Raw genomic sequence first — 25467 nt, 5'->3', positions numbered from 1 at the left:
AGCGGTGCCGGTCCTCGTGTGCTCGTGTCGGTTCTACGCGTGGCAACCAGGCTGCGCGTGGATCCGAACAGGAGGCACGGGTGACTGATTACCGATTGGTGATGTCGCTACTGCTGCAGGACAGGTCCTACCGGGACATCGAGGCGATCGCGGGTTGCTCGCATCGCACGGTCGCGAAGGCGAAGAAGGTCTGCCACGAGCACGGGTTGACCGCCACGAGCCAGGTCGAGGCGCTCAGCGTCGAGGAGATCGACGTCTTGTTCGCCGATGGGCGCAAGACGCCGTCGAAGGAGTTCGTCGCCTTCGACGTGGCGGCTGCCGTGAAGAAGCGCACGGGCAAGAAGAAGCTGCCGCTGCGGGTGCTGTGGGCCAACTACCTCGACACTGACGGCACGCCGGGGCAGCGGCACTACAGCTACCAGCGGTTCTGCCAGATCATCGGCGAGTACGTCGAGGTCAACGAGCTGACGATGCGGATCACGCACGTGCCCGGGCACACGATGCAAGTCGACTGGGCGGGCACGAAGATGGCCATCTTCGATCCCGTCACCGGCACCAAGACCACAGTGTCGGTGTTCGTGGCGTCGCTTCCGTACTCGGGGATGGTCTTCGCCTGCGGCTGTCTGGACGAGAAGATGCCGAACTGGCTCGACGCGCACTTGCGGGCGTTCGAGTACTTCGGCGGCGCGGCGCAGGTGATCGTCCCGGACAACGCCTCGACGGCGTCGAACCAGATCGCCCGCGGTGACCGGGCCCGCGAGGTCAACCGTGAGTACCGGGACTTCCTCGAGTATCACCAGACCGCTGCCGTGCCCACTCGGCCGGTGCGCCCGACAGACAAGGGGAACGTCGAGGCCGGAGTGAAAGTGGTGACGAACTGGGTGATTGGACGCCTGGCCGATCGGCGCTTCGCGAGCCTGGACGATGCGAACGACGCGATCGCCGCCGAGGTGGAGGCGATCAACGACCGGACCCCGTTCCGCGGCCAGAAGACCAGCCGCCGGGAGCTGTTCACCGAGCACGAGCAGTCGGAACTGTTCGACCTTCCCGAGGCCCGCTGGCAGCCAGTCATCTGGAAGAAGTCCAAGGTCAACAGGGATTACCACGTGGAGATCGCCACGGTGAAGTACTCGGTGCCCTACACCTTCGCTGGCCAGCACGTCGATGTGAAGATCACCGGCCCCACACTCACGGTCATGGCTGGCGGGGAGGTCATCGCCTCCCACGCCGTCTCCGGTAGGCGACATTCCTTCGTGACCGACCCTGACCATGTTCCCGCGCAGCATCTGCAGACCTCGGACCTATGGTCGCGGGCGTACTTCGTGCGCCAGGCCCACAAGATCGGACCGCACACCGTCGCCGCGATCAGCGAGGTCCTCGATCGCCAGCGGATCGAGGCTCAGGGCTATCGCTCGTGCCAGAACATCCTCGCCCTGGCCCGCGGGGACAACAAGATGCTGCTCGAGCGGGCCTGTGGCCAACTCGTCTCCGAGACCTCCCGCCGGGCGATCAGCTACACCGCCGTCAAGCAGCAGCTGGCGGCCCTGAGGACCCAGGCCGCCGCCCGGCCCACCACCACGCAGCCGGCGGTGGCGGCTACGACGGACCGGCTGGAGCCGCCACCGGGTCGGCGAGATACCACCGGGGCGCATCTGGCCGGGCCCGAGCAGTTCAGCCTCGCCGCCCTCACAGGAGGCCCGAGCCCGAGCAGCGGCACCGCGGGGCAGGAGGAGCTGCAGTGACTGATCGTCATCTCACCGACGCCGACATGCCACTGTTCACCCAGTTGCGGATGACCGCGTTCGGCCAGACCGTCATCGACTTGGCCAACGATCCCGCCTGCGACGAGTGGACCTTCTCGGAGAAGATCTTCCACGCCCTGGACAAAGAGATCACGGCCAGGCAGGAACGCCGGACCCAGAAACTACTCAAGGCCTCCAGATCGCCAAACCCTGACGCCTGCGTAGAAGAGATCCGCTACCTGCCTGACCGCAACGTCAACCGCGAGCTAATCGCACGACTTTCCAGCTGTCAATGGATCGACGCCACTCGTAATCTCGTCGTGCTCGGCCAGTCCAGCGTGGGCAAGACCTACCTCGCCCAGGCACTGCTCAATGCCGCGTGCCGAAAGTACTACACCGCGAGGTTCTTCCGACTCGACGACCTGGCCAACCGGCTCGCCGTTCTGGAGCCGACCTCGCAGCGCAGGCTGGACTTCCTCACCGACCTGCACAACTGCGACCTGCTGGTTCTCGATGACTTCCTGACCACGCCGGTGGCTCCGCACACAGCGGCGGAGCTGCTCAACATCCTTGCCGCTCGGGAAGGCCGGGGCTCGACTCTGGTGACCTCGCAGTTCGATCCGCCCGATTGGTACAAGTCGCTCCAAGACGCGGTCATCGCCGAATCGATCCTCAACCGGATCGTCGCCGGCGCCGAGATCATCGCCCTCGACGGCCCGAACATGAGACGACACCTCGCCACGGCAACGCCATAGCGGCCCAGCGGTCGGACGGGCAGATGCCGCTATCCGATGCCCGTCCGACCGCTACCCGATCATCAGAACCGCGCTTTCCGAAGGGCGTCCCAAACAGCGGATAGCAACTAGCCCCCTGTGTCTAGTATGCGGACCGAGGGCACCCCTCTAAGGCACCCCTCAGCATCAGATACTGGGTGCCGGTCCGACGTGTGAACCCTGCGGGAAGAGGGCTCAGGAGAACTGGCTCAACTACAAGCGGAGGCAGGTCGAGCACAACGCACGGCAGCGGGAGAATGAACAGCTCCAGAGGGATGCATTCACTTCAGAAGGCGGAGTCCTCGGGGCACCCTATGAGTGTGCCCAGTGTGGCGAGGACTACTGGCTGGACCGTCCCCACTTCCATACGCACCCGACCACCCAGCACCTCTGCGACACCTGCGAACACATCTACTGGACCGTCAGTCTGTACCAGCACAACTTGAGGCGCGATCATGGACAAGCGAGTAGCAAGCTCCGGCGAGATCAGAAGGCGAAACGAGGTCTCCGTTCGGAATTGCGACGAGCACAACGCTGAACTGCTCGCCGCCGTCACGGCCTGACGAATGGCACCCGAGAACTTCGGCAGACTGACATCCGGCGGCGGCGAGGGCCTCGTCATGCAAGCTAAGCCACGATAGACCCACGAGCCCTCATCTCGACCCTGAACACACCACCTGATAAGCGCATACGACTCTACTGGTTGGACTTCAAGGACTTCCTCGCTGTACGGAATGCCGCCGCAAACGTGCGTTTTCACAAGGCCGAGCTGTGAAGGGTTCAGCTCGGCTCCCACGGCACCCGCCTCCCAGCGCGGCTCACGGACGAGCAGTGCCGAACCAGGACCCGATGGGCAGGAGCGACGCGGGTCGGACCCCCACGAAACGCGCTTGTTCATTGACGAAAGCTCGGGAGCGACTCACTCCGTCTTCTAGCGTCTACTGGATGGGGCTTCCTACCGCAGCACACAACTCGGCATCGGTGATATATCCCTGTTCGCAACCGTATTGGGATTGAATTTCACCCGAAGACGGATTCCGGTTTCCGTCCTCGTCGTGCCCGTACCCGCACAAGGCGGCTGGGCAGGTGCCGCCGTCTGCGATCGGCACGCCATCGTGGGCAGGCTGCTGACTTGCGCCCCCGAGTCCCGATCGTCCCTCCTGCTCCAGGTACGCAGGTCCACCCATCTCGTGAAAGCAGTAGTCGGTACTCCGAATCGTTCCGTCTGACATTCGGGATGGGCCAGGAGTGCCGAATAGGCACTCAACAACGTACGGTTCAGACGCGGCCGCGGGGTCCGCGGGAGTCGCCGCAGGAGTGGTAGACGCCGAAACGAAGTCGAGCTCCGATAGGTCGAGCACGAACACCTGCATGATCGGCCCTTCCCCTGTAGGGGCGTTGATCAGGATCTCGGACTCCGGGTCGACGTCGTCCTTGAGCCAGATGATGCCTCGGTACTTGTCGCCGGTCTGGGCGTTCATCGCGCCGAGTTCGTCAATGCCATCGCATGATTGCGAGACGGTCCGTTCCTTCTGGATGTACCCGTCGGGTGTTCGTTCCCGGATCGTCCCTGTGTTGAGGACCTCTCTCGTGCCGTCGCCGGAGGTCACCTGGACGTCGGCCTCGATCGCCGGGTTCTCGTTTAGTCGCTCGCCGCACATCGCGGGGATATAGACCCGCTCGATCGTGATGTCGACGGTGTAGTTCGGACCCTCGATGGTGAACGGCTCTCCGAGGGCAATTGGGGTCTCTGTCGCTTCGACGGCAGCTTGCGTTGTCTCGGCGGGCGTGGGGACCGGGTCGAGTTCAGAATCGTTGGTGCAACCGGCGAGGACGAGGAGTGTCGCCGCCGCGGCGGTGAGGGCAGCGCGCATTTCAGGCCTTTCGTGAGTTAGGTCAGATGTTAGGTCGGTTCACTCACCGGATGACGGTTTTCCAGCGGGGTTTACTTCCATCGGCTATTCGGCTTCCACCTAATGACCGCTCCGCACTGGCGGCACTCGTGAACTCGCGTACCTCCTTCGAGAGTGCCAGCGCGCGCGGCGACCCAGCCGACGAGGACGCGGTCCGGGCCGAGCTCGGCGACCCAGCCGACGAGGACGCGGTCCGGGCCGAGCTCGTGCCCGTCAGGGCAGTGGGTGGGGGCGTCCTCGGTCCAGCGCATGAGTAGAACGTAGAACGGACGTGCGACACCGGGCCCGTTGCAGAATGAGCGCAACGTTGCCTTCCTGGTTGCTGATCGCCCGAGCGACGCCAGGACTCCGCAGCGAAAGGCCCCATGGGGTACCACTGTCTTCACCTGCATCAGGGCTCTGGAGTTTCCTTCGGACTGCGGGAGCCGGACTCCTGGCAAGGCGCCCGAGACGCGAACGTAGCGGTCTCGACGTGGAGAGTCGGAGGATGACGGTGCGTCTCGATAAAGGACGCCTCCCTTCGGCGAGCGACCACTAGCTCCGTAGTCTCCCCGGTGTAACGGTTAGCAACCGCTGGAAGGCTGACGGTACGCAGAGAGTACGCAGGAGCTCCGGGAAGGCACCGCACGTGCCAATAACCGCCTCGAGATCTCCGCAGGTAGAAGCGCTTCTGATCTGAACGGCCATCACTCCCCCACTTGGGACAACGCCCTTAGAGCGGATTCAAAACCCGTCCAGTGTCGGTTCGGGTCCGACCGGGGGCACCACTGAGCCGCGGGTCACGCCGACGTTATCGGCTGGTGTGAGGCAACGAAGATCTCCGTCGAATCCCTCTGGGGAGCACGCATTCTCCAACCTAGCTGCGTCCGAACAGTGCCAGAACCGACGATCCGGATCCGGGTTCCGGACCCACGGGCGGCGGCTCGGAGAGATCGGGGCCGGGCTCAGGAATCGTCACCTGGGTGGGTGGCACGAGCCCCAGGTAGTAGGTCGTGGCCAACAACCGACTGTCCGTGGTCCCGTCCCCGCCTTCACACTGCCACTCGATACCGAGCGGACCGACCCCCGCGTTCTGCACCAACTCGACCGAACTGTTCGGCGAGACGGTGACGGTCGGCCCCGGATACGGGGCGAGGCCGGTGTAGTTGCCCTCCGCGTCGGTCGGGCGGGCTTCGAAGGAGCACTCGAACGATGAGGTGCTGGACTTGTTCGTCCAGGTGGTCTTCAGCGACCACGCGGCGTACCCCTTCTCCGCCGTTGCTGCCAGTGCAATCGGTCCGCTGTCCGGCGCCGGGGGCGGAGGCGAAGGCGTGTACCCGGGAGGGCCTGCGAGCGGCGTCCCGGTGGAACCAGCCAGGTCAACCCCGATGGCGTCGGTGAAGATCGCGCCTGTGACATCGGCGTAGATCCTCGCACCCGTCAGATCCGCGCCCGTGAAGTCCGCACCCGTCAGGTCGGCCATGTTGAACTGCGCGTTGGTCAGATCCGCGTCAGCGAATGTCGCGTCCCGTGCATTGGTCTGCCACAACCGGGCGCCGGTGAGGACTGCACCCGTCGCGTCCAGCATCTGCATACCGGCATTGTTGAAGTACGCGCCGACGGCGGAGACCGATCGCAGATTCGCGGCAGCCAGATCAGCACCGGAGAAGTCGGTGCCTACGGGGAATGCGCGCCCCTCCATGTTCACGCGTTCGAATTCTCCACTCACCCAGAGCACGTCGACGAACGGTGGGGTGGAGAGGTCGTAGCCACTCAGGTCCGCACCGAAGCAACTGGCGTTCACGCCTCGGACATAGGGCAGGGTGCACCCGGGGACGGTGACACCGCTGCTGTCCACAATCGGGTCCGCCGGAGCGGCATACGCCGCGGGCAGCGCAGGCCAGAGACCCGCCGCGACGACGAGCGCCACGACGCCCACCCGTAGTGCGCCCCGCCCTGATACCGACCCGAAGCTAATGACAGACGTGGACATCGGTGGGATTCCTGACGCTCTGGCCTCGACCGGGGAAGACCCCCGTGACTACGCCAATGGTTACCACGGATCTCGCGGACTCGTGAGCGTTACCCGATCAGACGACGAGTCCGGGCGACGCTGCCTGGACAGCTACCGGTGGCCGGCCCCGTCCGCCCCCCGTAACCGGGCGCTCAGCGCGGGGAGATCGAGGGACGGGGTGTCCACGAGCAGTTCGATCAACCCCGCGGCCTCGTCCGCCGTCCAGCCCGCCAGACGCAGGTTCCGGTCGGCCTTCGCGCGGATCGCCTCTTCGGGGACCGGTCGCCCGGCCCCTCCGAGGACGTCGCGGACCGTTGTGGTGAGCACGCGACCGTCTGTGGTCCGCGCGTCGACACGAGCCGGGTACCGGGCGGGGAACCCGGAATCGTCCCAGAGCTCGTAGGTCATCCGGCCGGCCACCGCGGCCCGCTGCCCACCGATCGGGTCGGTGAACAGGGAGTTCCTGACCTCGCCGTCCACCAACCGAGCCGCGAGGACGTACGGGAGGCTCCACCGCGCGTCGTGTCCGCTCGGGGGCGACTGTCTGGCACCCCACGGTTCGGCGATCACCGGTGCGGCCCCGGTGGGGACGTGACAATGGAGACTGTCGATGTCCGACGGCCGGAGACCCTCCGCGAGCAACTGCTCGACGGCCTCCACGAACGGATGGATGAAGTGACAACACGGGATCAGCTTGTACGCGGCGTCCGGGAGATGCCATTTGTCACCGAGGTCGCCCAGCAGCACGTCGAGCCTGGCCGGCGCCTCGGGATCGTCCGCGAACAAGGTGTAGAAGCCGTGGTCGCCGTCGAGAACTCTCGACGGCCCGGTGATCCCCGCCCGGGCGAGCTCCGCCGCCCACAGTCCCGAATGTGCGGCCCACGCCGGCTGTGCGGCCTTGACCGTCGCCCCCTCCGCGAGGAAGGCGAACGTTCCGCCGGGTTGGCTGCCGGCGATGCCTAGGGCGTCGGCGCCGTTATCCGTGTCCCCTCGGATCAGGATCGACACCAGTGCGGCGGCGAACGGGCCGGCGGCGCTCGTGGTCTGGAAGCCGCGGGACTGCAGCGTTCCCGGGCTGGCCAGGCCCATCCGGATGAGGACCTCCCACCCGACGGCATAGGCGGCGGTCATCCGGTCGCCGTCCGCGCCACTGGACTCGGCCGCGGCCAGCGCCGCCGACGTCAGGGTCGAACTCCCGTGCATCACCGAGGCGACGTGGGTGTCGTCGAACTCCAGGGAGTGGATGAGGGCACCGTTGGCCAGAGCCGCGACCGGGGCCGGTGCGCCGTCCTGTCGTCCGAGGACGGTGCAGGGGCCGTGACCGGACGAGTCGGCGATGCTGGTGACTGTCCTGACAGGACCGCTGACGGATCCCAGGATCCCGACGCCCAGGCTGTCGAGCAGATGGAGCCTGGCGGACGCCAGGACGGGGTCGGGGACCGAGGTCATCGCCTCCGCGGCCGCTGCCACCAGCTTCTCCGACAGCGTCAGTCCGCCGTCGAGCACAGGATTCACGTTCGAGTTCATCGACAGGCCTCCGGGAGGAGTGAGGTCAAGACTGCTGACCACGGTGCGTTCCCCGCCACCTCGCCGTTGACGATCTGCGCGGCGACGCCGGCGAAGTCGGGAAGGTGCCTGGACGTGAGGTCCGCCGCCTTCTGTAGCACCTCGGCCTCGCCCAATGGCCTGTCCGGACCGCCGACGGCGCTGAGGCATTCGGCGTCTCGCCGCGACCCGTCGGTGTATCGGACCGTCACCCTGGCGGGACGGTCGTGGGGCGGTTCCGGCAGGGGGTCGTACGGCGTCAGCTGGACTAGATCACGCAGTGCCGCGACAGTGGGGTCGCCCAGACCGCCGGAGGCGAAGACGCGGGCGTCACCGGACCCGGACGCCAGGACCGCCGCGACGACGTGCGGAACGGAGAACTTGCCACCCAGGGCCGTGGTCGGGGCGCGGTCGTCGAGGGCCATCGCCAGCGGATGGGTGGCCACCTCGATCGCCGCCACCTCGTCGGGGGACGGAAGCGGCGCTCCGCCGGTGATCTCCAGCGCGCACTCGAGGGCCGCGTGGGTGTACTGACAGGCGGCGTACCGTTTGTGGTAACCGTCGATGATGGCCCATGAGTCGCGCTCGGATGCCAGCTCTGCGGGATCGACGCTCTGCCCGTAGGTCGAACCGAAGACGTCGAACAGCGTGACGGCGTCTCCGCGGAGGCCGGCTGCGGCGGCGTCGGAGGCGAGGAATCCCAGCACCGCTCCTCCCCCGGCCCAGACGTTGCGGACCTGGGCTCCCACCGTGGCGTGACGGAACGGCCCGGCCATGCTCATGGTGGCCGCCGCGTCCACCGCGCCGAGGACGGCCCCACCGCTCCGCGTCCTGAGCCAGGTCACCGCCGCGGCGGCGCCGATCGGCGACAGAGTGGCGTGCGGATGCAGGGTCAGCGGACGAGGTGCGGGAAACCCCCTGGCCACCGCCGTGGCGACCTCATAGCCGACGACCACCGCATTGAGAAGGTCGTCGACCGACGCATCGGTGACCTCGGCCTCGGCCATCGCGGCGGGAATGGCGTACAGCCCTCCATGACACGTCGCGGGCCGGTACCCCTCGTCCAGCTCGTCCCATCCTGCCGCGACGGCGTTCGCCGCCGCGGCCCGCTCGCGCGGGGCACGGCCCCCCGCGACGACGGTGGCCTCGCCGCGCACGTCACCACGGGACATCGCGTCGGCGAAGGTCCGGATCTCGTCGTGCTGTCGACCGAACACCATCGCGGCGAGGTCGTCGACGAGCACCAGCGCGGCCTTGCGCCTGAGCCGGGGGTCGGCACCGACCGGATCACCCGACAGCCGGTCGGCGAGGCGGTCACGCCACTCGACCCACCCCTTAGCGCCGCTCATCTGGCGGCCGCCGCGGCGGCACCGGCCAGCTGACCCAGACCGATCGCCGTGAGCAACCCGTTGCCGGACGAGTACCCGCGGCCTCCGCTCTGACCGCTCACGCCGGCCGCGACGCCGCCCACGGCGAGCAGACCCGGGATCGGGGAGCCGTCGGCCCGCAGGACTCGCCCCTCGTCGTCGATCCGGAGCCCGCCCTGGGTGTGGAACAACCCCGGGGTGACCCTCGCCGCGACGTAGGGGGGCTCCAGCGGCGCCATGGCGAACTCGTTTCGTCCGTGTTCGTCAGCGCGTTCTCCCCGGGCGGCCGCCTCGTAGTTCTCGAGTGTCCGGATCACCGCCTCCTCCGGCGCGCCCGTCACCGCGGCGAGCTCGGCGGTCGTCGCACACTCCTTGGCACCGCCCATCTCGACGAGGTCCCGGAACTCGTCCTCGAGCGAGGTCACGTCCCTGATCCGGGTGTCGAACACCGCCCAGATGGGGCCCTGACCGGCCAGGACCTCGGTCGTGAAACCGGAGTATCCGACGATCTCGTCGCCGAGCCGGCTACCGGTCGAGTCGATGAGCACCCCGCCCTTCTCGACCGTGGTCCACGACAGGATATTGCCGTACGGGTAGGCCACAGCGGCGTACCCCTGGTAGGCCGCACGGTTGTCCATCTCGCCGCCGAGCTCGAGTCCCCACTCGATCGCCTCCCCCGTCGATCCTGGTGCACCGAAGTACTCGAGCCCGACGAGTTCGGGGGCCCACTCACCGACGAGGGTGCGATTGGCCGCGAACCCGTTGGCGGCGAGGATGACCGCATGGGTGCGCAGCGTGTACTCCTGCACCCGCTCCCCGGCCACCCGGACGCCGCGCACGACCCCGTCCTCCACGAGCAGACCCGCGACGGGGTTCCCGGTGACCACCTCGACGCCCGCGCGGCCGCACGCGGCCACCAGGTCGTCGACCAGGTCCTGACCGCGACGGGACGGCGGGGCGTGGAGCCGGTTGACCGAGTGGCCGACGTGCTTGTACTCCATGATCAGCTTGAGGTTGATCCCGTGGGTGTCCACGAGCCAGTCCACCAGCCCACCGGACGATCGGGCCAGTCGTCTGGTCAGATGTTCGGCCTCGTGCGGTCCGCTCTGGCGGAGCAGGTCCGTCGTCATCCGCTCGGCGTCGTCCTCCACACCCGCCTCTCTCTGTTGGCGGGTACCGGCGCCCGGCACCGATCCGGTGGACAGCGCGGTGTTACCGCCGGGGACGTCGAGCTTCTCCAACACGACCACGGAGGCGCCGGCGTCCGCGGCCGCGAGGGCGGCGGTCAGACCGCCTCCGCCTGCTCCGACGACCACGACGTCGATATCGACCTCGGTATCGACGTCGGACTGGGGTGAGAACTCGTTGACCATCTGAACGGAACCTGTTGCTTTCTACATCGGTGAGTCAAGTGTTGTCCGGTCGCCACGACCGTCGGCCGTGCTCGTCGTTCCCGCCGGTTATCCGGGCACCCGTGCCATGAGGCCACCGTCGACCAGAATCGGCGTACCGGTCACGAAGGCCGCATCGGGTGAGAAGAGGAAGGAGATCGCCCCGGCGACGTCCTCCGGACTCCCCATCCGGCCCAACGGGGCGGCAGCAGCGGCGCCGTCGGCAGACCCGGACGGGTCGTCCTGGGAATCGAAGAAGCCCTGGAGATTGGGGGTCAGGATGAAACCGGGGCACACGGCGTTCACGCGGATGCCGTGGGGCGCCCCGTCGAGGGCCATCGCCTTGGTGAGGGCCAGCACGGCTCCCTTGGACGCCACATACGCGGCGTCCTGGGGGAACGCTGCGAACGACGCGGTCGAGGCCACCAGAACGATGCTGCCCCCGCGCGGGACCATCGCGGGCCACAGATACCTGTTCAGCGCGTAGATGCTGGTGAGGTTGACGTCCATCTGACGTTGCCACTCGTCCGGCGTGAGCTGGTCCAATGCCCCGACTATCGTCTGCCCGGCGTTGTGCAGCACGGCGGTGGGCGGTCCGTGCTCCTCGATCAGCGCCGGCAGCGTGGTGCCGACCGCGGCGGGATCGGTCACGTCGAAGGCCGCGTACCGGGCGTCGTCTCCACACTCCGCGGCCGCCTCGGCGAGCCTGGACTCGTTCCTGCCCAGCAGGACGACCCGGTAGCCGTCCGCCGCCAGACGCACCGCGGCTCCCCGGCCGATCCCCGAACTCGCCCCCGACACGTAGGCGGTGCCGCGATCACTCATTCCGCACCACCCATCGGCAACGCCGGCTCACCGGCGGTCCAGCCGCCGTCGACCGGCATGACGACACCGGTGACGGCGGAGGCCGCGGGGGACGCCAGGAATGCGATGACCGCGCCGATCTCCTCGGTCTCGAACATCCGCCCCAGCGGGACCCGGCGCGACACGGCGGCGTCCAACTCCGGGGTCATCTGCTGCTTGGCCATGGGGGTGAGGGTGAAGCCCGGACAGATGGCGTTGACCCGGACGCCCGCCGGGGCCCAGTCGATCGCCATCGACCGCGTGAGCGCCGCGACGGCGCCCTTGGACGCCGAATAGGCCGACTGGTCGGGCAGGCTCACCAGAGCCGCCTGGGAAGCGATGTTGACGATCGCCCCACCTGCGGCCGCCAACGCCGGATGCAGCGCCTGGCTGGCATGGACGATGCCCATCACGTTGACGTTGAAGCACCTGAGGAAGTCCTGCGGGTCGACGCGCTCGAACGGCAGGTTCTCGGTGATCACACCGGCGCAGTTGACCAGGGCGTCCACTGCGCCGTGATCGGCGAGCACGGCCTGCGCGGCCGACTGCACGGATTCGGGGTCGGTGAGATCGAGCGGGCCCGCCTCGGGCGTACCCGCCAGGTCCCACCCGACGACGGTGGCACCTTGCGCGCGGAGGACCTCGACCGCGGTGGCACCGATTCCGGAAGCCGCCCCGGTCACCACCACCACCTTGCCGCCGAGTGGAGCCGGAATCGTTCTCTGTTCGGACATGGTCTTCTCCTGCCGAGGTCGTTAGTGCTGCACTGCCGGGTAGTCGATGTACCCTCTGTCGCCACCGGTGTAGAAGGTGGATTCGTCCCACCCCACCCGCTCGATCCCGCGCCTCCACCGGTCGAGTAGATCCGGGTTGGAGATGAACAGCCTGCCGACGCTCACCAGGTCGGCCTGCCCGGCCTCCAGGAGTGGCTCGAGGTCCCCCCGCTCGCTGGGCCCGTGGAATCCGGTGTTCAGCATGTAGGTGGTACTCCACCGTGCGCGGAGCTGCTCGTGCAGCGGCGTCGACCGGCGACGCAACGTGTGTAGGTAGGCGATCCTCAGTTCGTCGATCTGGTCGATCAGAGAGAGGTACGTCTCGTCGTTGCCCTTGTCCGCCATGTCGTTGAACTGGCCTCCGGGCGAGATCCGCAGACCCACCCGGTCGTGGCCGATCCGGTCACAGACCGCCCGCAGCAGCTCCACCACGAACCGTGACCGGGCCTCGGGGCTGCCCCCGTAGGAGTCGGTGCGGTGATTGGTCCCCGGGGAGAGGAACTGGTGGGGCAGGTAACCGTTGGCCCCGTGGATCTCCACTCCGTCCATCCCGGCGCGCACGGCCCGCTCGGAGGCGTCGGCGAAGTCCCGGATGATCCCGTCGATCCCGTCCTGGTCGAGCTCGGTCGGCACGGGCGCCGGGACCATCACGCGGTCGATGGTCTCGACCTCGATCTCCGCGCGGATCGGGCTCGGCGCGACCACCTTCGCACCGGGCGGCATGAAGCTCTCGTGGCTCATCCTCCCCGTGTGCATGAGCTGGCAGAAGATCTTGCCACCGCCGGCGTGCACCGCGTCCGCGACCCTCGCCCACTGCGCTTCCTGCCGGTCGTCGTGGATCCCGGGCGTCCCGGGGTAGCCCTGCCCCGCCGCTGAGGGCTGGGCGGCCTCCGAGACGATGAGGCCCGCTCCGGCACGTTGTCCGTAGTAGGTCACCGCCGAGTCCGGGAGCACTCCGGCCCTGTCGGCTCGGTTCCGCGTCATGGGAGCCATCACGACGCGGTTCGCCAGTTCGATACGACCGAGCTGCCATGGCTGGAACAGCAGCGACGACTCCGTGGACTGCGCGTTCACGATCCCACCGGTCCCGTTCACTCGGCGATGTCCACGCAGACGGTCTTGAGGTCCGTGTAGTCGTGCAGGACCTCGTGGCCCATCTCCCGTCCCCAGCCCGACTCCTTCATGCCGCCGAAGGGCATGCTCGGGTCGAAGATCCCGTAGGTGTTGACCCACACCGTGCCCGCCCGGAGCTTCGCGGCGACACGATGTGCCCGGCCGACGCTGCCCGTCCAGATCCCGGCCGCGAGCCCGTACCGGGTGTCGTTGGCGAGCTCGACGACCTCGTCCTCGGAGCTGAACCGCGACACCACCACCACCGGCCCGAAGATCTCCTCCTTGACGATCCTCGAGTCCTGACCCGCGTCCGCGAGGACGGTGGGTTCGATGAAGTACCCGCGGTCGCCCTTGCGCGAGCCGCCGGTGAGGACGGTGCCCTCGGAGCGGCCGATCTCGAGGTAGGACGAGACGGTGTCGAACTGGGTCCTGCTGGCCACCGGGCCGATCTCACTGGCGGGGTCGAAGCCGTCGCCGACCGTGATCGCCTCGGCCTTGGCGACCAGGCCCTCCACGACCCGGTCGTACACGTCGTCGTGCACGTACAACCGCGCACCGGCGGCGCATGCCTGTCCCGCGTTGTAGAAGATCGCGTTGGCCGAGCCCGCGATGGCCTTGTCCAGGTCCGCGTCCGGGAAGATGATGTTGGCGCTCTTGCCGCCGAGTTCGAGGGTGACCCGCTTGAGATTGCCCCCCGCGGCGTCGAGGATCCTGCGGCCCGTGGCCGTCGAACCCGTGAACGAGACCTTGTCGATGCCGGGGTGCTCGGAGATCGCCTGCCCGGCGGTCGGTCCGAAACCGTTGACCACGTTGAGGACCCCGGGAGGGATGCCGGCCTCGAGGGCGAGGTGGGCCAGGCGCAGCGCCGAGAGAGGGGTGGCCTCGGCGGGCTTGAGCACCACGGTGTTGCCCGCCGCGAGGGCCGGCGCCAGCTTCCAGGCGGTGATGACGAGAGGGAAGTTCCACGGCACGATCAGGCCGACGACGCCGAGGGGTTCGCGCCGCGTGTAGGTGTGGTACTCGCCCGCAGCGGAGATCGGGATCGTCTCGCCCTCGATCTTGGTCGCGAAGCCGGACATGTAGTGGTACAGACCGGCGGCCGTGGGGACGTCGCCGTCCCGGGCCGCGAGGTACGGCTTGCCCTGGTCGAGAGTCTCCACCCGGGCCATCTCCTCGGCGTCGGCCAGGAGCAGGTCGCCGAGTCGCCAGATCGCGGCGGCGCGCTCCTTGGGCTTCATCCTCGACCACGGCCCGTTCTCGAACGCCTCCCGGGCTGCTGTGACGGCCCGGTCGACGTCCTCGGCGCGGCCCTCCGCCACCGAGGCGAACGCCTCGCCGGTGGCGGGGTTGACGGTGTCGAACTCAGCGCCCGCGAGGCCGTCCACCCACTGCCCGCCGATGTGCAGTCGGGTGTGCTCGATCGGCCTACCGGCGTCGGGCTGGTTCTGCGAAGTCGTCATCACATTCCTTACGTAGCTGCGTGTGTGCCACCGGTTCGCGGTGTGCGGGGACGGGTCACCCTGGTGGGGAGTGCGACCGTTCTCAGTGCTCGTGGACGACGACGCCGCGGATGTTGCGGCCGGCGTGCATGTCCTCGACGGCCTGGTTGATGTCGTCCAGCTTGTATCGGGTGGTCACCAACTCGTCGAGCTTGATGCTGCCCGTGCGGTACATGTCCAAGAGCCGCGGGATGTCGCCCAGGGGACGGCAGTTGCCGTACATCACGCCCTTGATGGACTTGGCGAGATTCGTCATGTCCTGGGGGCTCACGCTCAGCGAGCGCTCGTGCGAGCCCACGGACACCAGGACGAGGCTCCCCGCCTTGCCGACGGTGTCGAATCCCTCGCCGATGATGTCGCCGTCCACCCGGCCGACCGTGACGATGGTGACGTCCACGCCCTGTCCATTGGTCAGCTGGGCGATCAGCGGGCGCGCCTCGTCGATGGAGGTGAAGGCCGCGGTGGCACCGAAGCCCGTGGCGAGCTCCATCTTGTTCTCGGCGGGGTCCACCACGATGATGTGATCGGCACCGGCGTGCTTGGCCCCCTGGACCGCGTTGGCGCCGACGCCACCCAGTCCCATGACCAGGACGACGTCGCCGGGCCGGACCGGAGCGGCGTTGACGGCGGCACCGTAGCCGGTCGCGACTCCACACGAGACCAGGCACGCGAGGTCGAACGGGATGTCGTCGGGCAGTTTGACCGCCTGTGTCTCGTGGCAGACGAGGTAGTTGGAGAACGACCCCAGCCGGGTCACGCCACCGATCGGGTTCCCGTCGGTGTCGTGGAACCGGGCGGTGCCGTCCATCGCCATCCCGGTCTCCATGCCGGCGCCGTTGTTACAGATGTAGCTCTGACCCCGGACGCAGTACTTGCACACCCCACAGGCGGGGATGAACAGCGTGGCGATGTGGTCGCCCGGCTTGACCCGGGTGACGCGCGAGCCGACCTTCTCGACGATGCCGGCGCCCTCGTGTCCTCCGACCATGGGCAGGTTCACCGGGATGTCGCCGGTGACGAAGTGATCGTCGGAGTGGCACAGGCCACTGGCCATCACCTTGACGAGGATCTCGTCCTCAGCCGGTTCGCTCACCTCGAGGTCCTGGACCTCCCACTGACCGCCGACCTGGTGGATTACTGCGCCGCGTGCCTTCATTTCTCGTTCCCTTTCCGTTGCCGACCGGTGGTCGGTGGTGTCGCGCCGTCCCGAGAACCGGGACGCCGGGCCTTCTGTGGCCCGAGGTGGACGCTGGTATGACTACGCGTTCTGGACCTGTGACCTGCGGATCCGCTCACCGCGGGTGCGGATGACCTTGGACAGGATGACGGCGATGACCAGAGCGCCGCCGTAGAAGAGCTCCTGCACGTACTGCTGGGCGCCGAGGAGCTGCAGTCCGGTGATCCCGGTGACCAGGAAGTACACCGCGATGAACGTGCCCCACGGGTTGAACCGCCCGATCTTGAGAACGGTCGAACCCAGGAAGCACGCCGCGAACACCGGGAGGAGGAACGCGCCCCCCGAGACGGGATCCGCGCTGGCAGTCGTGCCCGCGTAGACCACGCCGGCGAGACCGGCGAAGCCCGAGGAGATGATCAGTGCCCGCCAGCGCAGTCCCTTGACGTTGACGCCGTTGAGTCGGGCGACCTCGCTGCCCTGACCGACGAAGAGCAGCCGCTGGCCGAAGGCCGAGTGGTCGAAGATGTACCAGACCAGCAGGCACAGGATCACGGCGTAGTAGAAGCCGATCGGTACCGACAGGAACGGTCGGGTGAGGACCGCGTCGGTGAGCTCGCGGTCGATGCCACTGATGGTGACCGATCCCGAGATGAAGTAGATGAAGCCCTGGACGACGGTCCCCACGCCGAGCGTGACGATGAACGAGTGGATGTCGAACTTGGTGACGATGTATCCGTTGACCACCCCGACGACCAGGCTCGCCAGTATCGCGACGATCACCGCGGCCCAGATGTTCCAGCCCTGTTTGACGTTGAGGACGGCCACCAACACCATCGACATGTTGAGGGTGGTCGCGACCGACAGGTCGAAATCCCCCGCGCGCAACGGAAACACCAGTCCGAGAGCCAGGATCAGCAGGACGACCTGAGACCCGAGCATGTTGGCGACGTTCGCCGTGGTCGGGAACGTCTGAGGGGCCAGGACACTGAACGCGATGATGAGGACGACCCACACCCCCAGGAGCGCGAAACGCTCCGGTTGAGCCGGTCTCTTGACCGCCTGCGACGGCCGTCGGGAAGCGACCGTCGTTCCCGCATGATTCTTCTCCGAGGCGGTCATGCCACTTCCTCCGAATAGACGGCGGACGCGAGGGCGTCCTTGGTAATGTGAGCTCCGCGCAGTTCCGCACGGACCTCGCCTTGGTCGAGGACCACGACTCGATCGGCCATTTCGACGAGCTGTTCGTAGTCCGTTGTGGCGCACAGCACCGCCATGCCCTTCTGGGTGGCCTCGCGGACGAGTTTGAAGATCTCGCGGCGGGCCCCCACGTCGACGCCCTGCGTCGGCTCGTTGAGCAGCATGACCGTCGGCTGCGTGTCCATCCACTTCCCGATCAACACCTTCTGCTGATTACCGCCGCTGAGGTGCCCGAACATCGCTGAAGAGTCCTGGGGTTTGACCTGGAGACGGGCGAGCATCTCGTCGGCCTGCCGCCGCAATCCGCCCCAGTCGATCAGCGCACCGCGGGCCCGCCGGCCGAGGAAGGGCAGAGCCGTGTTCTCAAGAACGCTGAGCTCCAGGGAGCCGCCCTGTTCCTTCCGGTTCGCGGGGATGAGGACTACCCCCGCCTCCATTGACCGAGCCGGGGTGGGTTCGTGCACCTGAGCGCCACGGTGCTCGACGGATCCCGACTTGGCGCTACTCGCGCCGAACAGCAGGTCGGGAAGCTCCTCGGTTCCGGATCCGGCGAGTCCGGTCACACCCACGACCTCACCCGCATAGACCTCGAGGTCGAGGTTGTTGACCCGCTCCCCCGTGAGTGCGCGGGCCGCCAGCACCGGCGGCGCACCGGAATCGACCACCGCGTCGTGTTTGGTCACGTGCTCCGCCTTCGACCCGAGGATCAGGCTCACCAGATCGTCCCGAGTGGCGCCCTCCGTCTCGCGGGTGCCGGCCAGTCGACCGTTCCGGAAGACGGTCACCCGGTCGGTGACCTGCAGGATCTCGTCGAGGTCGTGGGACACGAGCAACACCGCGTCGCCGCGATCGCGCAGGCGATCCAGTACGGCGAAGAGGACGTCCACCTCGTGCCGCGGCAGGAAGACGGTGGGCTCGTCGAGGACCAGTATCTGGGGACGTCCCGGCTCCGACTTGAGCTCCTGCCCACCCACGGCGCGGACGACAGCCAACATGGCGCGCTGGACGGGGGTGAGCATGTCGATCGTGGCATCCGGGTGGATGTCGATGCCGAACCGGTCGAGCAGTCCGGAGACACGCTCGCGTTCCTGCCCCCACGGCACCCGCCTGAGGCCCACCGACGACCCACCCGAATCCAGGGCCATGTGCTCGAGCACGGTTCCGGAGGGGGCCAGTCCGAGATCCTGGTGGACGAATCCCAGTCCGTGATCACGGAGGCCGCGGGCACCGAACGGGGTCGACACCCGCGTGCCGTGCACCGTGACCTCGCCCCCGTCGGCGTCATGGACCCCGGCGAGAACCTTGATCAGGGTCGACTTGCCGCTGCCGTTCGCGCCGAGCAGACCGTGCACTTCCCCGGGATACATCGCCAGGTCGACCCCGCTCAACGCTGAGACTCCGTTGAAGGACTTGGTGAGCCCGCGGATCTCCAGAAGCGGGACGGATCCTGCGGCCGCGCCCACTGAGGGAGGATGCTGGACGACCATGATCAGATCAGTCCCCACAGCTCGCGGTAGGCGTCCCGGTACTCGTCACCGAAGCCCTCGCCACTGCGCGGCGGGTTGCCGGTCTCCTCGACGTTCGTCTCATCGATGACGCGGACCGGTCCGGAGACGCCCTCGATGGGCTCCTCTCCGAGCATCGCCCGGAAGGCGGTGTCCATGTTGACGTAGGCGACCCAGTCCGGATTCTCTGCGACGTTCATCGCGACGGTGCCGTCGGCCACCATCTGGAGGATGGACGGCGTGCCGTTGAACGTGAAGATGGGCACATCCCGTCCGGCCGCGGCCTGCTGGATGCCGGGAGACGCGTAGGTCGCCATGTTGTCGTAGATGGGGAGCACCGTGTTGATCGTCGGATCGCGGAGCAGGTTGGACTGGACCTCGTCCTGGATCCGTGTCGACCACTGCGGGACGGACACGTTCATGACGCTGGCCTTGGAGCCCTCCGGACCGAACTCCTCGAGCGTCTCCTCCATCGTCTCGACCATGCCCGCCGATGGGCCGGTCTCCGAGGACTGGATGATGAGCGCGTTGACCGGGGCGCCTTCGTGATAGGCGATCGCGTCGAGTGCCATCAGACGCGCGGCGAGGTTGAAGGGGGCGAACGCCTCGTACTCGAGTCCCTCAGACGTCCCGCTGTCCATGTCGTTGATGTGCAGGGGCACCACCGGGATCCCGGCGTCCCGCGCAGCGTCGATCTGCGGGCCGAGCGTCTCCGGCAGGGGCCCGTTGAGCAGGATCGCGCCGGCCCGCGCATTGATCGCCTGCTGGATGCCCTGCTGGTAGGACGTCTGGGTGCCATCAGCGGGGAATGTCACGTAGTTGATGCCGGCGTCTTCGGCCACGGCGGCCATGGCTGCCTCGCCGTCGGCGTAGAACTCCGCGCCGCTGTCGATCGGGATGCTGTAGATGGTCTCGCCCTCGAGCTCACTGATGTCGATCGGGGCGCCGAGATCGTCGGGGCTCGGAACACCCCGGTACTCATCGACCATGGCCGCGGCTTCCTCGGCCAGCGCGGCGCCGTCGGCGGTGGCGGCCGACGATCCACCGTCCGACCCGGACTCTGCTCCGCATCCCGCCAGGACAAGGGCGGTGGCGGCGGCCAGTGCCGCCACGGATTTGCTGATCTTCATGCTTGCTCCATCATTCGGGGGGGTGTTACCGGGCGAACTCGGGCCGCTCGGAAAGGTCGTGGTAGATACGTGCGATCGAGTTGCGCTGAAACATCTCGATGAGTGAATCCGGATAACCGGTGTAGCCCTCGTTCCCGACGTGGATCAGATCCGCGAACCGGATCTCGTCGCAGGCCTGCTCGAGGGTCCGCCCGGCGTCGATCGCGGCGGCGACCTCCCCCGCCACGTCCCGTCCCCACTGCCGGTACCGCTCGACCGCGCTGCGGTCGGTGACCTCACCGTGTCCGGGGACGAGGACGTCGAAGTCGTAGGACTCGACGGCGTCGATCGCGTCGAACCAGTCCCACAGGCGGCAGTCCTGGAACGACGGGAGGCTCGACTCGCACACGATGTCGCCGGTGAAGATCACGCCGTCCTGGGGGAGGTAGGCGAGCAGGCTGTTCGCCGTGTGTCCGGGTTGGAAGCGGAGTTCGAGATGGACGTCGCCCAGGTGCAGATCGAGACGATCCTGGAACACCACCTCGGGGACGCGCACGGAATAGGACGGGAGCAGATCCACCGCGTCCGGGTCGATCACCTCGAACAGGTCCCGTAGGTACTCCTCGGTGGGTGCATCCCGCAGGAGCCGATCGCGGGTCCCACGGTGGGAGACGACCTCTCCACCCATCCAGAAGTTCCCGATGGTGTGATCGGGGTGATGGTCCGTGTTGACCACGAAGCGGGTGGTCCCGAAGCCCTCGACGACCCGTCGCCATGCCTGCGCGTCGGTCGGTTTGTGCGGGGTGTCGACCAGCGCGACCCCGTCCGTGCCCACGATGATCGAGTTGTTGGATCCCAAGTACGCGGTCTCCACGTGGACGTGCGGACTGACCTGCGTGACGCTCATGCGCCCGTCCCCTCGTCCGGATCGGGCATGGACGAGGACCCGACGAAACCGACCAGGTTCTCGATGCGGGTGGGGGCGAAGATCTCGATGAACTCCGCCTCACCCTCGATGCTGCGGCCACCGTGGGGAACGTTGCGGGGAAGAATGGCGATCTCGCCCGGCTCGAGGGTGAACTCGTCGTCCTCGACGGTGAAGATGACCCTCCCCTTGGTGACGATCACCGTCTGTTCGCAATCCGGGTGGGAGTGGGTGGGGACGACCGTCGGGTGGATCCAGCGGATCCGGTTGACGCCGGTCTCCTTACCGGTCATCGCGGTACGGAAATTGTTGGTCAGCACTTCCCTCTCGGGAAGGTCGTCCCATCGTGCTCGAAACGAGCTCATCGGACCTCTCCTGTTCCATTGAGGCACCCGTGCGGGCTGCCACTGCGGACCGCCCTTTGTGACGGAACCCACATTATTCTGTCGTCTGCTAACTGTCAACAGTTTTCTGGCCATTCTCGGTGTCCATCGTGTTACACCGTCGCGGGCCCGGTAACGGCGCCGAAACACCATCGACCTGCGGCGATTCGACTCACTGCCGCAGCCCGGTCACCGTCACCTCACGCGCCCAGCGGTCAGTGGCGAGCAGGAACCCCGTCCAGCGCGCTCAGAAGAGCGTCGGTGGTAGATACGTCAGCGTATTTCTGGGCCATGTCGAACAGATTGACCTCGTGGACCGTCGGACTCCGGTCGTACACCGCATCCGAGGGCACCGCGACCTTGTAGTTGTACGAGAAGGCGTCGACGACGCTGGCCCGGACACATCCCGAGGTCGTGCATCCGGTCACGACGAGCGAATCGACATCCGCCTGGACCAGATAGCTGGCCAACGGCGTGCCGAAGAACGCGCTCGGATGGCGCTTCGGCAGCAGGACGTCGCCGTCCCGCGGCGCGACCTCGGCCACGAACTCGTACCCCTTCGCGGGGATGGACATGATCCCGGGGACCTTCGCCCCGAGGGCGCCCTGGTCGTACTCCTTCTTGGGAGCAACGTGCGGGTAGAGGACCGGCCACCCCTTCGAGCGGAACACCGCCAGGAGCCGTTCGATGTGATTGACCGCCTGCCAGCCGACCTCGCCGCAGCTCGTGGGGAACTCGTCGAGTGCGTCGTCGAAGGGCATCGGGGTGGTTCCGACGGTGCGGTACTGCACATCGATGATGAGCAGACCGGGACGACGGCCCAGGCCGACCGGCCGGCCGAAGCCCGCGGCCTCGTACCGTCGGCGGGTGAGGTCATCGATCGTCGAGGGCTCGTTCATCGCTCCTCCTTCGGGAGACTGGTCAGCTCGGCGAGTGCCGTCGCGCCGCTGTGGGGACGGGGAATGTACTCGCCGGTGGTGGTCGCGGACAGTTCACCGTCGCGCATCGCGAAGTGCCCACGGACCAGGGTGTGCACGACCCGCATCGGTACCCGCGTCCCCTCCCAGGGCGTGTACTCGGCGGCGGAGTGCTGGGTCGCCGCCTCGATCACGGTCTCTCCCGACAGGTCGACCACCGCGAGATCGGCATCCGATCCGACCTGGATCGTGCCCTTTTTCGGGTACATGCCGAACAGTTGGGCGGACCTGGTGGACGTGGCGTTCACGAGCCGGTCGAGCGGGACCCCTCGGCGAAGCCCCTCCGTCAGGGTCAGGGGCAGGACGCCGCCCACCCCGGGGAAGCCCGCACTGGCCTTCCAGATGTCCTTCTCCTTGTGCGTGCGGTGCCGGGCGTTGTGGTCGGAGCCCACGGTGTCGACGTCGCCGTTCGCCAGTCCGGTCCACAACGCCTCGAGGTCCCTCGGTTCACGGAGCGGAGGGTTGACCTTGCCGTAGGTTCCCGGCCCGGGATCGGTCTCGGTGGTCAGCGTCAGGTACTGCGTGCACGTCTCGACGAAGAGGTTCTCGTAGGACTCCCGCTGACGCAGGACCGCGTCGAGAGCCAGCGCGCTGCTGGTGTGGACCGAGTACATGGAGGCGCCGGTGACCTGCGCCATGAACGAGACCCTCTGCACCGCTTCCGCCTCGACGAACGACGGTCTCGACATGTTCCAGGCGTGCAACGGGCCGCGGGACTCGTCGATCGGACGGCCCTTGAGCTTCCAGACCAGTTCGATGTTCTCCGGGTGGGGGTTGATCATGGCTCCACGATCGGCAGCCATACCGAGCACGTCGTACATGTAACCGTCGTCGTTGCCGGGGAGCCCGAGGTACGCGCCTTCCTCACCGCGGAAGTTCATGAAGAACTTGAAACTCGAGACACCGAACTCGTCGATGTAGTGAGGCATCTCCTCGTAGTGCGCCTCGGAACCGACGACGATGTGGAACCCGAAATCCACGTGGGAGTCACGTGACATCACGTCGCGGGACCCAGGGAGCACATCCGAATAGGACTCGCCGCTCATCAGGTAGACCAGCATCGTGGTGACGCCGCCGGCCACGGCCGACGCGGACTCCAGGAGGGCGTCATCGGGATCGCGGGGGACCCTGATGTCCTTTCCCAGGTGCACGTGCGGGTCGATCGCCCCCGGGAGGACGAGCTTTCCGTGAAGGTCCACCACCTCGGCGGCCTCGACCTCGACATCCGGGGTCACCACCCCCGCGATCGTCCCGTCCTTGACGAGTAGGTCCACCCGGCGGACTCCCTCCCCGTTGAGGAAGACGTCGCCGCCGTGCAGACGAAGGTCATACGTGGTCATACGACTGCTCCATTCTCCGTGTTCTGCGCCACCGCGTACTTCGTGTCGAGCTCGTCGAACTCCGGTTTGCGCACCAGGGCCTGACGGTCCGTCCAGCTGATCATCAGCTCGCCGGCATCCCGGGTGTCCCCGATCTCCGCGAGGTGGTTCATCACCTGACGCATCCCGGCCACCGCGCCCCGCATCGCTGCGTTCGCGTAGAGGGCCACCGCGAAGCCGAGTTCCCCGAGTTCGTCCCGGGGAAGCAGCGGGGTCAGGCCACCCTCGACCATGTTGGCCATGTGGATCCCCGGCACGGATGTCGTGATCCTGCGCATCTGGTCCACGTCTCGGGGGGCTTCGACGAAGAGCACGTCCGCCCCGGCCTCCAGGTACCGGCCGGCGCGGTCGATAGCCTCATCGATCCCCTCGATCGCCAGGGCATCAGTCCGGGCGATGATGACGAAGTCGTCGTCTCTCCGGGCGTCGACGGCGGCCTTGATCTTTCCGACCATCTCGTCCGCCGAGATGACCTCTTTCCCGGTGAAGTGGCCGCACTTCTTGGGGCTGACCTGGTCCTCCAGTTGGAGGGCGGCCGCCCCGGCCCCTTCTATCAGCCGGACCGTGCGCTGCACGTTCAGCGCGTTGCCGAATCCCGTGTCACCGTCGACGACAACGGGGATCTGCACCGCGTCGGCGATCGCGTTGACGTGACCCACCAACTCGCTCAGGGTGATGAGTCCGAGGTCGGGGGCCCCGAGGTAGGAGTTCGTCACACCCGCACCGGTCACGTACACGGCTTCGAATCCCGTCTCCTCCACCACCCGGGCGGTGAGGGCGTTGGGAGCACCCGGCACCATCAACGGCGGCCCCCCCGACGAGAGGAGACCTCGCAGCTTCTTGGTTGTCGTCATGGGTTGTTGCACCTTTCCTGGCCCATCTGAGCCGCTATTCGGATGTGATCCCCAGCGCGTCCACGGCGCTCTTCCGCGCCTTGTCGAGGTGCAGTCGCAGGATCTCTGCCGCACGGTCCTCATCGCGCTCGACGATCGCCGCGACGAGTCGCTCGTGCTCGGCGAGCGCCTCACGGGCTCGATCGGGCTTCTTGGCCGATGTCTGCCTCGCGAGGGAGATCTGACGCTGGACCTCGACCGTCGCGGCGGCCAGTGCGTCGTTGCCGCTCATCCACGTCAACCGGGTGTGGAGGTCCCGGTCGGCGGGATACGGGCGTTCGGGATCCTGGGACAGCTCCTCCCCCGCCTCTCCGACCAGCTGCTCGAGCTCCCGCAGCTCCTCGTCCGTCGCCCTCCGGCAGACGAGACGGACACTGTGTGTCTCCAGCGCGGTACGGAGCTCGTACAGATCATCGACCTCACCGGGCTCGAACGTCTTCACGAAAGCGCCGCGGTGGCTCACGATCGTCAACAGGCCCTCGCCCACCAGTCGCTGAATGGCCTCGCGCAGGGGCCCCCGGCTGATCCCGAGCACCTCGGCGATGGACACCTCGTTCAACCGCTCCCCGGGAGGGAGCGTGCCGTCGAGGATCATCTCCCGAACCCGCTCCTCGGTCCGACGGGCGAACGTCCCGTCCCTGGTCAAAGGGGCACTCGTGGACTTCTTCATCCCTACTCCTCTATTCGACTCGATCACTCTCACCGCGGAGGCACCGGCCAACTCACCCGGGCGGTCCCCAGCAGGATGTACTCGGCCCCCTGGGGCACCGCCGTTCAGGGCACACCTATTGTGATGCACATCTCTGTCAACTGTCAACAGTTAGCGGCGCATTGGCCACTCTCATGAACCGCGGGAGCCCACGCCCGCCTCCCGCGATCCACACCCGCCGCGGCGTGCGCGTTGCGCAGGGTGGCCCTCGACGATGTTAACGCCGATGCGGCGCCGTGCCCCACCGGCAGGCAGCTCGAG

Annotated in this window: 21 protein-coding genes; 2 read left to right on the top strand and 19 right to left on the bottom strand. The window is 67.4% G+C overall.

Annotated features, from left to right (window positions below; genetic code table 11):
• Positions 1 to 80: 80 nt before the first annotated feature.
• Positions 81 to 1742 carry an IS21 family transposase gene (istA, locus tag CT688_RS07050; protein WP_231750410.1) on the top strand — a complete coding sequence of 554 codons (1662 nt, stop codon included), beginning with the start codon at positions 81 to 83 and terminating at the stop codon, positions 1740 to 1742.
• The gene (locus CT688_RS07045; RefSeq protein WP_007633699.1) at positions 1739 to 2497 is read left to right on the top strand and encodes an ATP-binding protein; all 759 of its coding nucleotides are present in this window, start codon (positions 1739 to 1741) and stop codon (positions 2495 to 2497) included. The genes istA and CT688_RS07045 overlap by 4 nt, the downstream gene beginning before the upstream one ends.
• 956 nt (positions 2498 to 3453) lie before the next feature.
• Here the strand turns inward: CT688_RS07045 and CT688_RS17465 are convergent.
• From CT688_RS17465 to CT688_RS06950, 19 genes are all read right to left on the bottom strand, one after another.
• Positions 3454 to 4389, bottom strand: a complete 936-nt coding sequence (locus tag CT688_RS17465) for a hypothetical protein (protein WP_197431481.1) — start codon at positions 4387 to 4389, stop codon at positions 3454 to 3456.
• Between the two features lie 895 nt (positions 4390 to 5284).
• Positions 5285 to 6265 (bottom strand): pentapeptide repeat-containing protein, encoded by a 981-nt coding sequence (locus CT688_RS07035; RefSeq protein WP_159077998.1) that lies wholly within the window; start codon positions 6263 to 6265, stop codon positions 5285 to 5287.
• A gap of 267 nt (positions 6266 to 6532) precedes the next feature.
• Complete coding sequence (locus CT688_RS07030; RefSeq protein WP_159077997.1) at positions 6533 to 7948, bottom strand: MmgE/PrpD family protein; 1416 nt, start codon at positions 7946 to 7948, stop codon at positions 6533 to 6535.
• A complete protein-coding gene (locus tag CT688_RS07025; protein WP_107756315.1) occupies positions 7945 to 9315 on the bottom strand; it encodes an MmgE/PrpD family protein in 1371 nt (456 codons plus the stop codon). The genes CT688_RS07030 and CT688_RS07025 overlap by 4 nt, the downstream gene beginning before the upstream one ends.
• Complete coding sequence (locus CT688_RS07020) at positions 9312 to 10706, bottom strand: FAD-dependent oxidoreductase (protein WP_107756314.1); 1395 nt, start codon at positions 10704 to 10706, stop codon at positions 9312 to 9314. The genes CT688_RS07025 and CT688_RS07020 overlap by 4 nt, the downstream gene beginning before the upstream one ends.
• A gap of 87 nt (positions 10707 to 10793) precedes the next feature.
• Positions 10794 to 11549 carry an SDR family NAD(P)-dependent oxidoreductase gene (locus CT688_RS07015; RefSeq protein ID WP_107756313.1) on the bottom strand — a complete coding sequence of 252 codons (756 nt, stop codon included), beginning with the start codon at positions 11547 to 11549 and terminating at the stop codon, positions 10794 to 10796.
• Positions 11546 to 12301 (bottom strand): SDR family NAD(P)-dependent oxidoreductase, encoded by a 756-nt coding sequence (locus tag CT688_RS07010; protein ID WP_107756312.1) that lies wholly within the window; start codon positions 12299 to 12301, stop codon positions 11546 to 11548. The genes CT688_RS07015 and CT688_RS07010 overlap by 4 nt, the downstream gene beginning before the upstream one ends.
• Before the next feature lie 21 nt (positions 12302 to 12322).
• Positions 12323 to 13435, bottom strand: a complete 1113-nt coding sequence (locus CT688_RS07005; protein WP_231750540.1) for an alkene reductase — start codon at positions 13433 to 13435, stop codon at positions 12323 to 12325.
• Entirely contained in the window at positions 13432 to 14913 is a 1482-nt protein-coding gene (locus tag CT688_RS07000) for an aldehyde dehydrogenase family protein (protein ID WP_107756311.1), read from the bottom strand. The genes CT688_RS07005 and CT688_RS07000 overlap by 4 nt, the downstream gene beginning before the upstream one ends.
• 82 nt (positions 14914 to 14995) lie before the next feature.
• Complete coding sequence (locus tag CT688_RS06995; RefSeq protein WP_107756310.1) at positions 14996 to 16108, bottom strand: Zn-dependent alcohol dehydrogenase; 1113 nt, start codon at positions 16106 to 16108, stop codon at positions 14996 to 14998.
• A 102-nt stretch (positions 16109 to 16210) separates the two neighbouring features.
• Complete coding sequence (locus CT688_RS06990; protein ID WP_107756309.1) at positions 16211 to 17248, bottom strand: ABC transporter permease; 1038 nt, start codon at positions 17246 to 17248, stop codon at positions 16211 to 16213.
• Positions 17245 to 18789 (bottom strand): sugar ABC transporter ATP-binding protein, encoded by a 1545-nt coding sequence (locus CT688_RS06985; protein ID WP_159077996.1) that lies wholly within the window; start codon positions 18787 to 18789, stop codon positions 17245 to 17247. The genes CT688_RS06990 and CT688_RS06985 overlap by 4 nt, the downstream gene beginning before the upstream one ends.
• A 26-nt stretch (positions 18790 to 18815) precedes the next feature.
• A complete protein-coding gene (locus CT688_RS06980; RefSeq protein ID WP_107756307.1) occupies positions 18816 to 19961 on the bottom strand; it encodes a substrate-binding domain-containing protein in 1146 nt (381 codons plus the stop codon).
• A 25-nt stretch (positions 19962 to 19986) separates the two neighbouring features.
• Positions 19987 to 20847, bottom strand: a complete 861-nt coding sequence (locus tag CT688_RS06975; protein ID WP_107756306.1) for an MBL fold metallo-hydrolase — start codon at positions 20845 to 20847, stop codon at positions 19987 to 19989.
• Positions 20844 to 21230 (bottom strand): cupin domain-containing protein, encoded by a 387-nt coding sequence (locus CT688_RS06970; RefSeq protein WP_159077995.1) that lies wholly within the window; start codon positions 21228 to 21230, stop codon positions 20844 to 20846. The genes CT688_RS06975 and CT688_RS06970 overlap by 4 nt, the downstream gene beginning before the upstream one ends.
• Positions 21231 to 21463: 233 nt before the next feature.
• Complete coding sequence (locus CT688_RS06965) at positions 21464 to 22147, bottom strand: isochorismatase family protein (protein ID WP_107756304.1); 684 nt, start codon at positions 22145 to 22147, stop codon at positions 21464 to 21466.
• Positions 22144 to 23565: a dihydroorotase family protein gene (locus tag CT688_RS06960; protein ID WP_107756303.1), complete on the bottom strand. Its 1422-nt coding sequence runs from the start codon at positions 23563 to 23565 to the stop codon at positions 22144 to 22146. Before CT688_RS06960 ends, CT688_RS06965 begins: the two co-directional genes overlap by 4 nt.
• Positions 23562 to 24458 (bottom strand): oxaloacetate decarboxylase, encoded by an 897-nt coding sequence (locus CT688_RS06955; RefSeq protein ID WP_107756302.1) that lies wholly within the window; start codon positions 24456 to 24458, stop codon positions 23562 to 23564. The genes CT688_RS06960 and CT688_RS06955 overlap by 4 nt, the downstream gene beginning before the upstream one ends.
• A 34-nt stretch (positions 24459 to 24492) precedes the next feature.
• Positions 24493 to 25167, bottom strand: coding sequence for a GntR family transcriptional regulator (locus CT688_RS06950; protein WP_107756301.1), 675 nt, complete (start codon positions 25165 to 25167; stop codon positions 24493 to 24495).
• Positions 25168 to 25467 lie beyond the last annotated feature (300 nt).

It is taken from the genome of Dietzia sp. JS16-p6b (assembly GCF_003052165.1).
Taxonomy (GTDB): Bacteria; Actinomycetota; Actinomycetes; order Mycobacteriales; family Mycobacteriaceae; genus Dietzia.
Note: the sequence above shows the minus strand (reverse complement) of the source record. Positions and strands in the feature narration are given on the sequence as shown.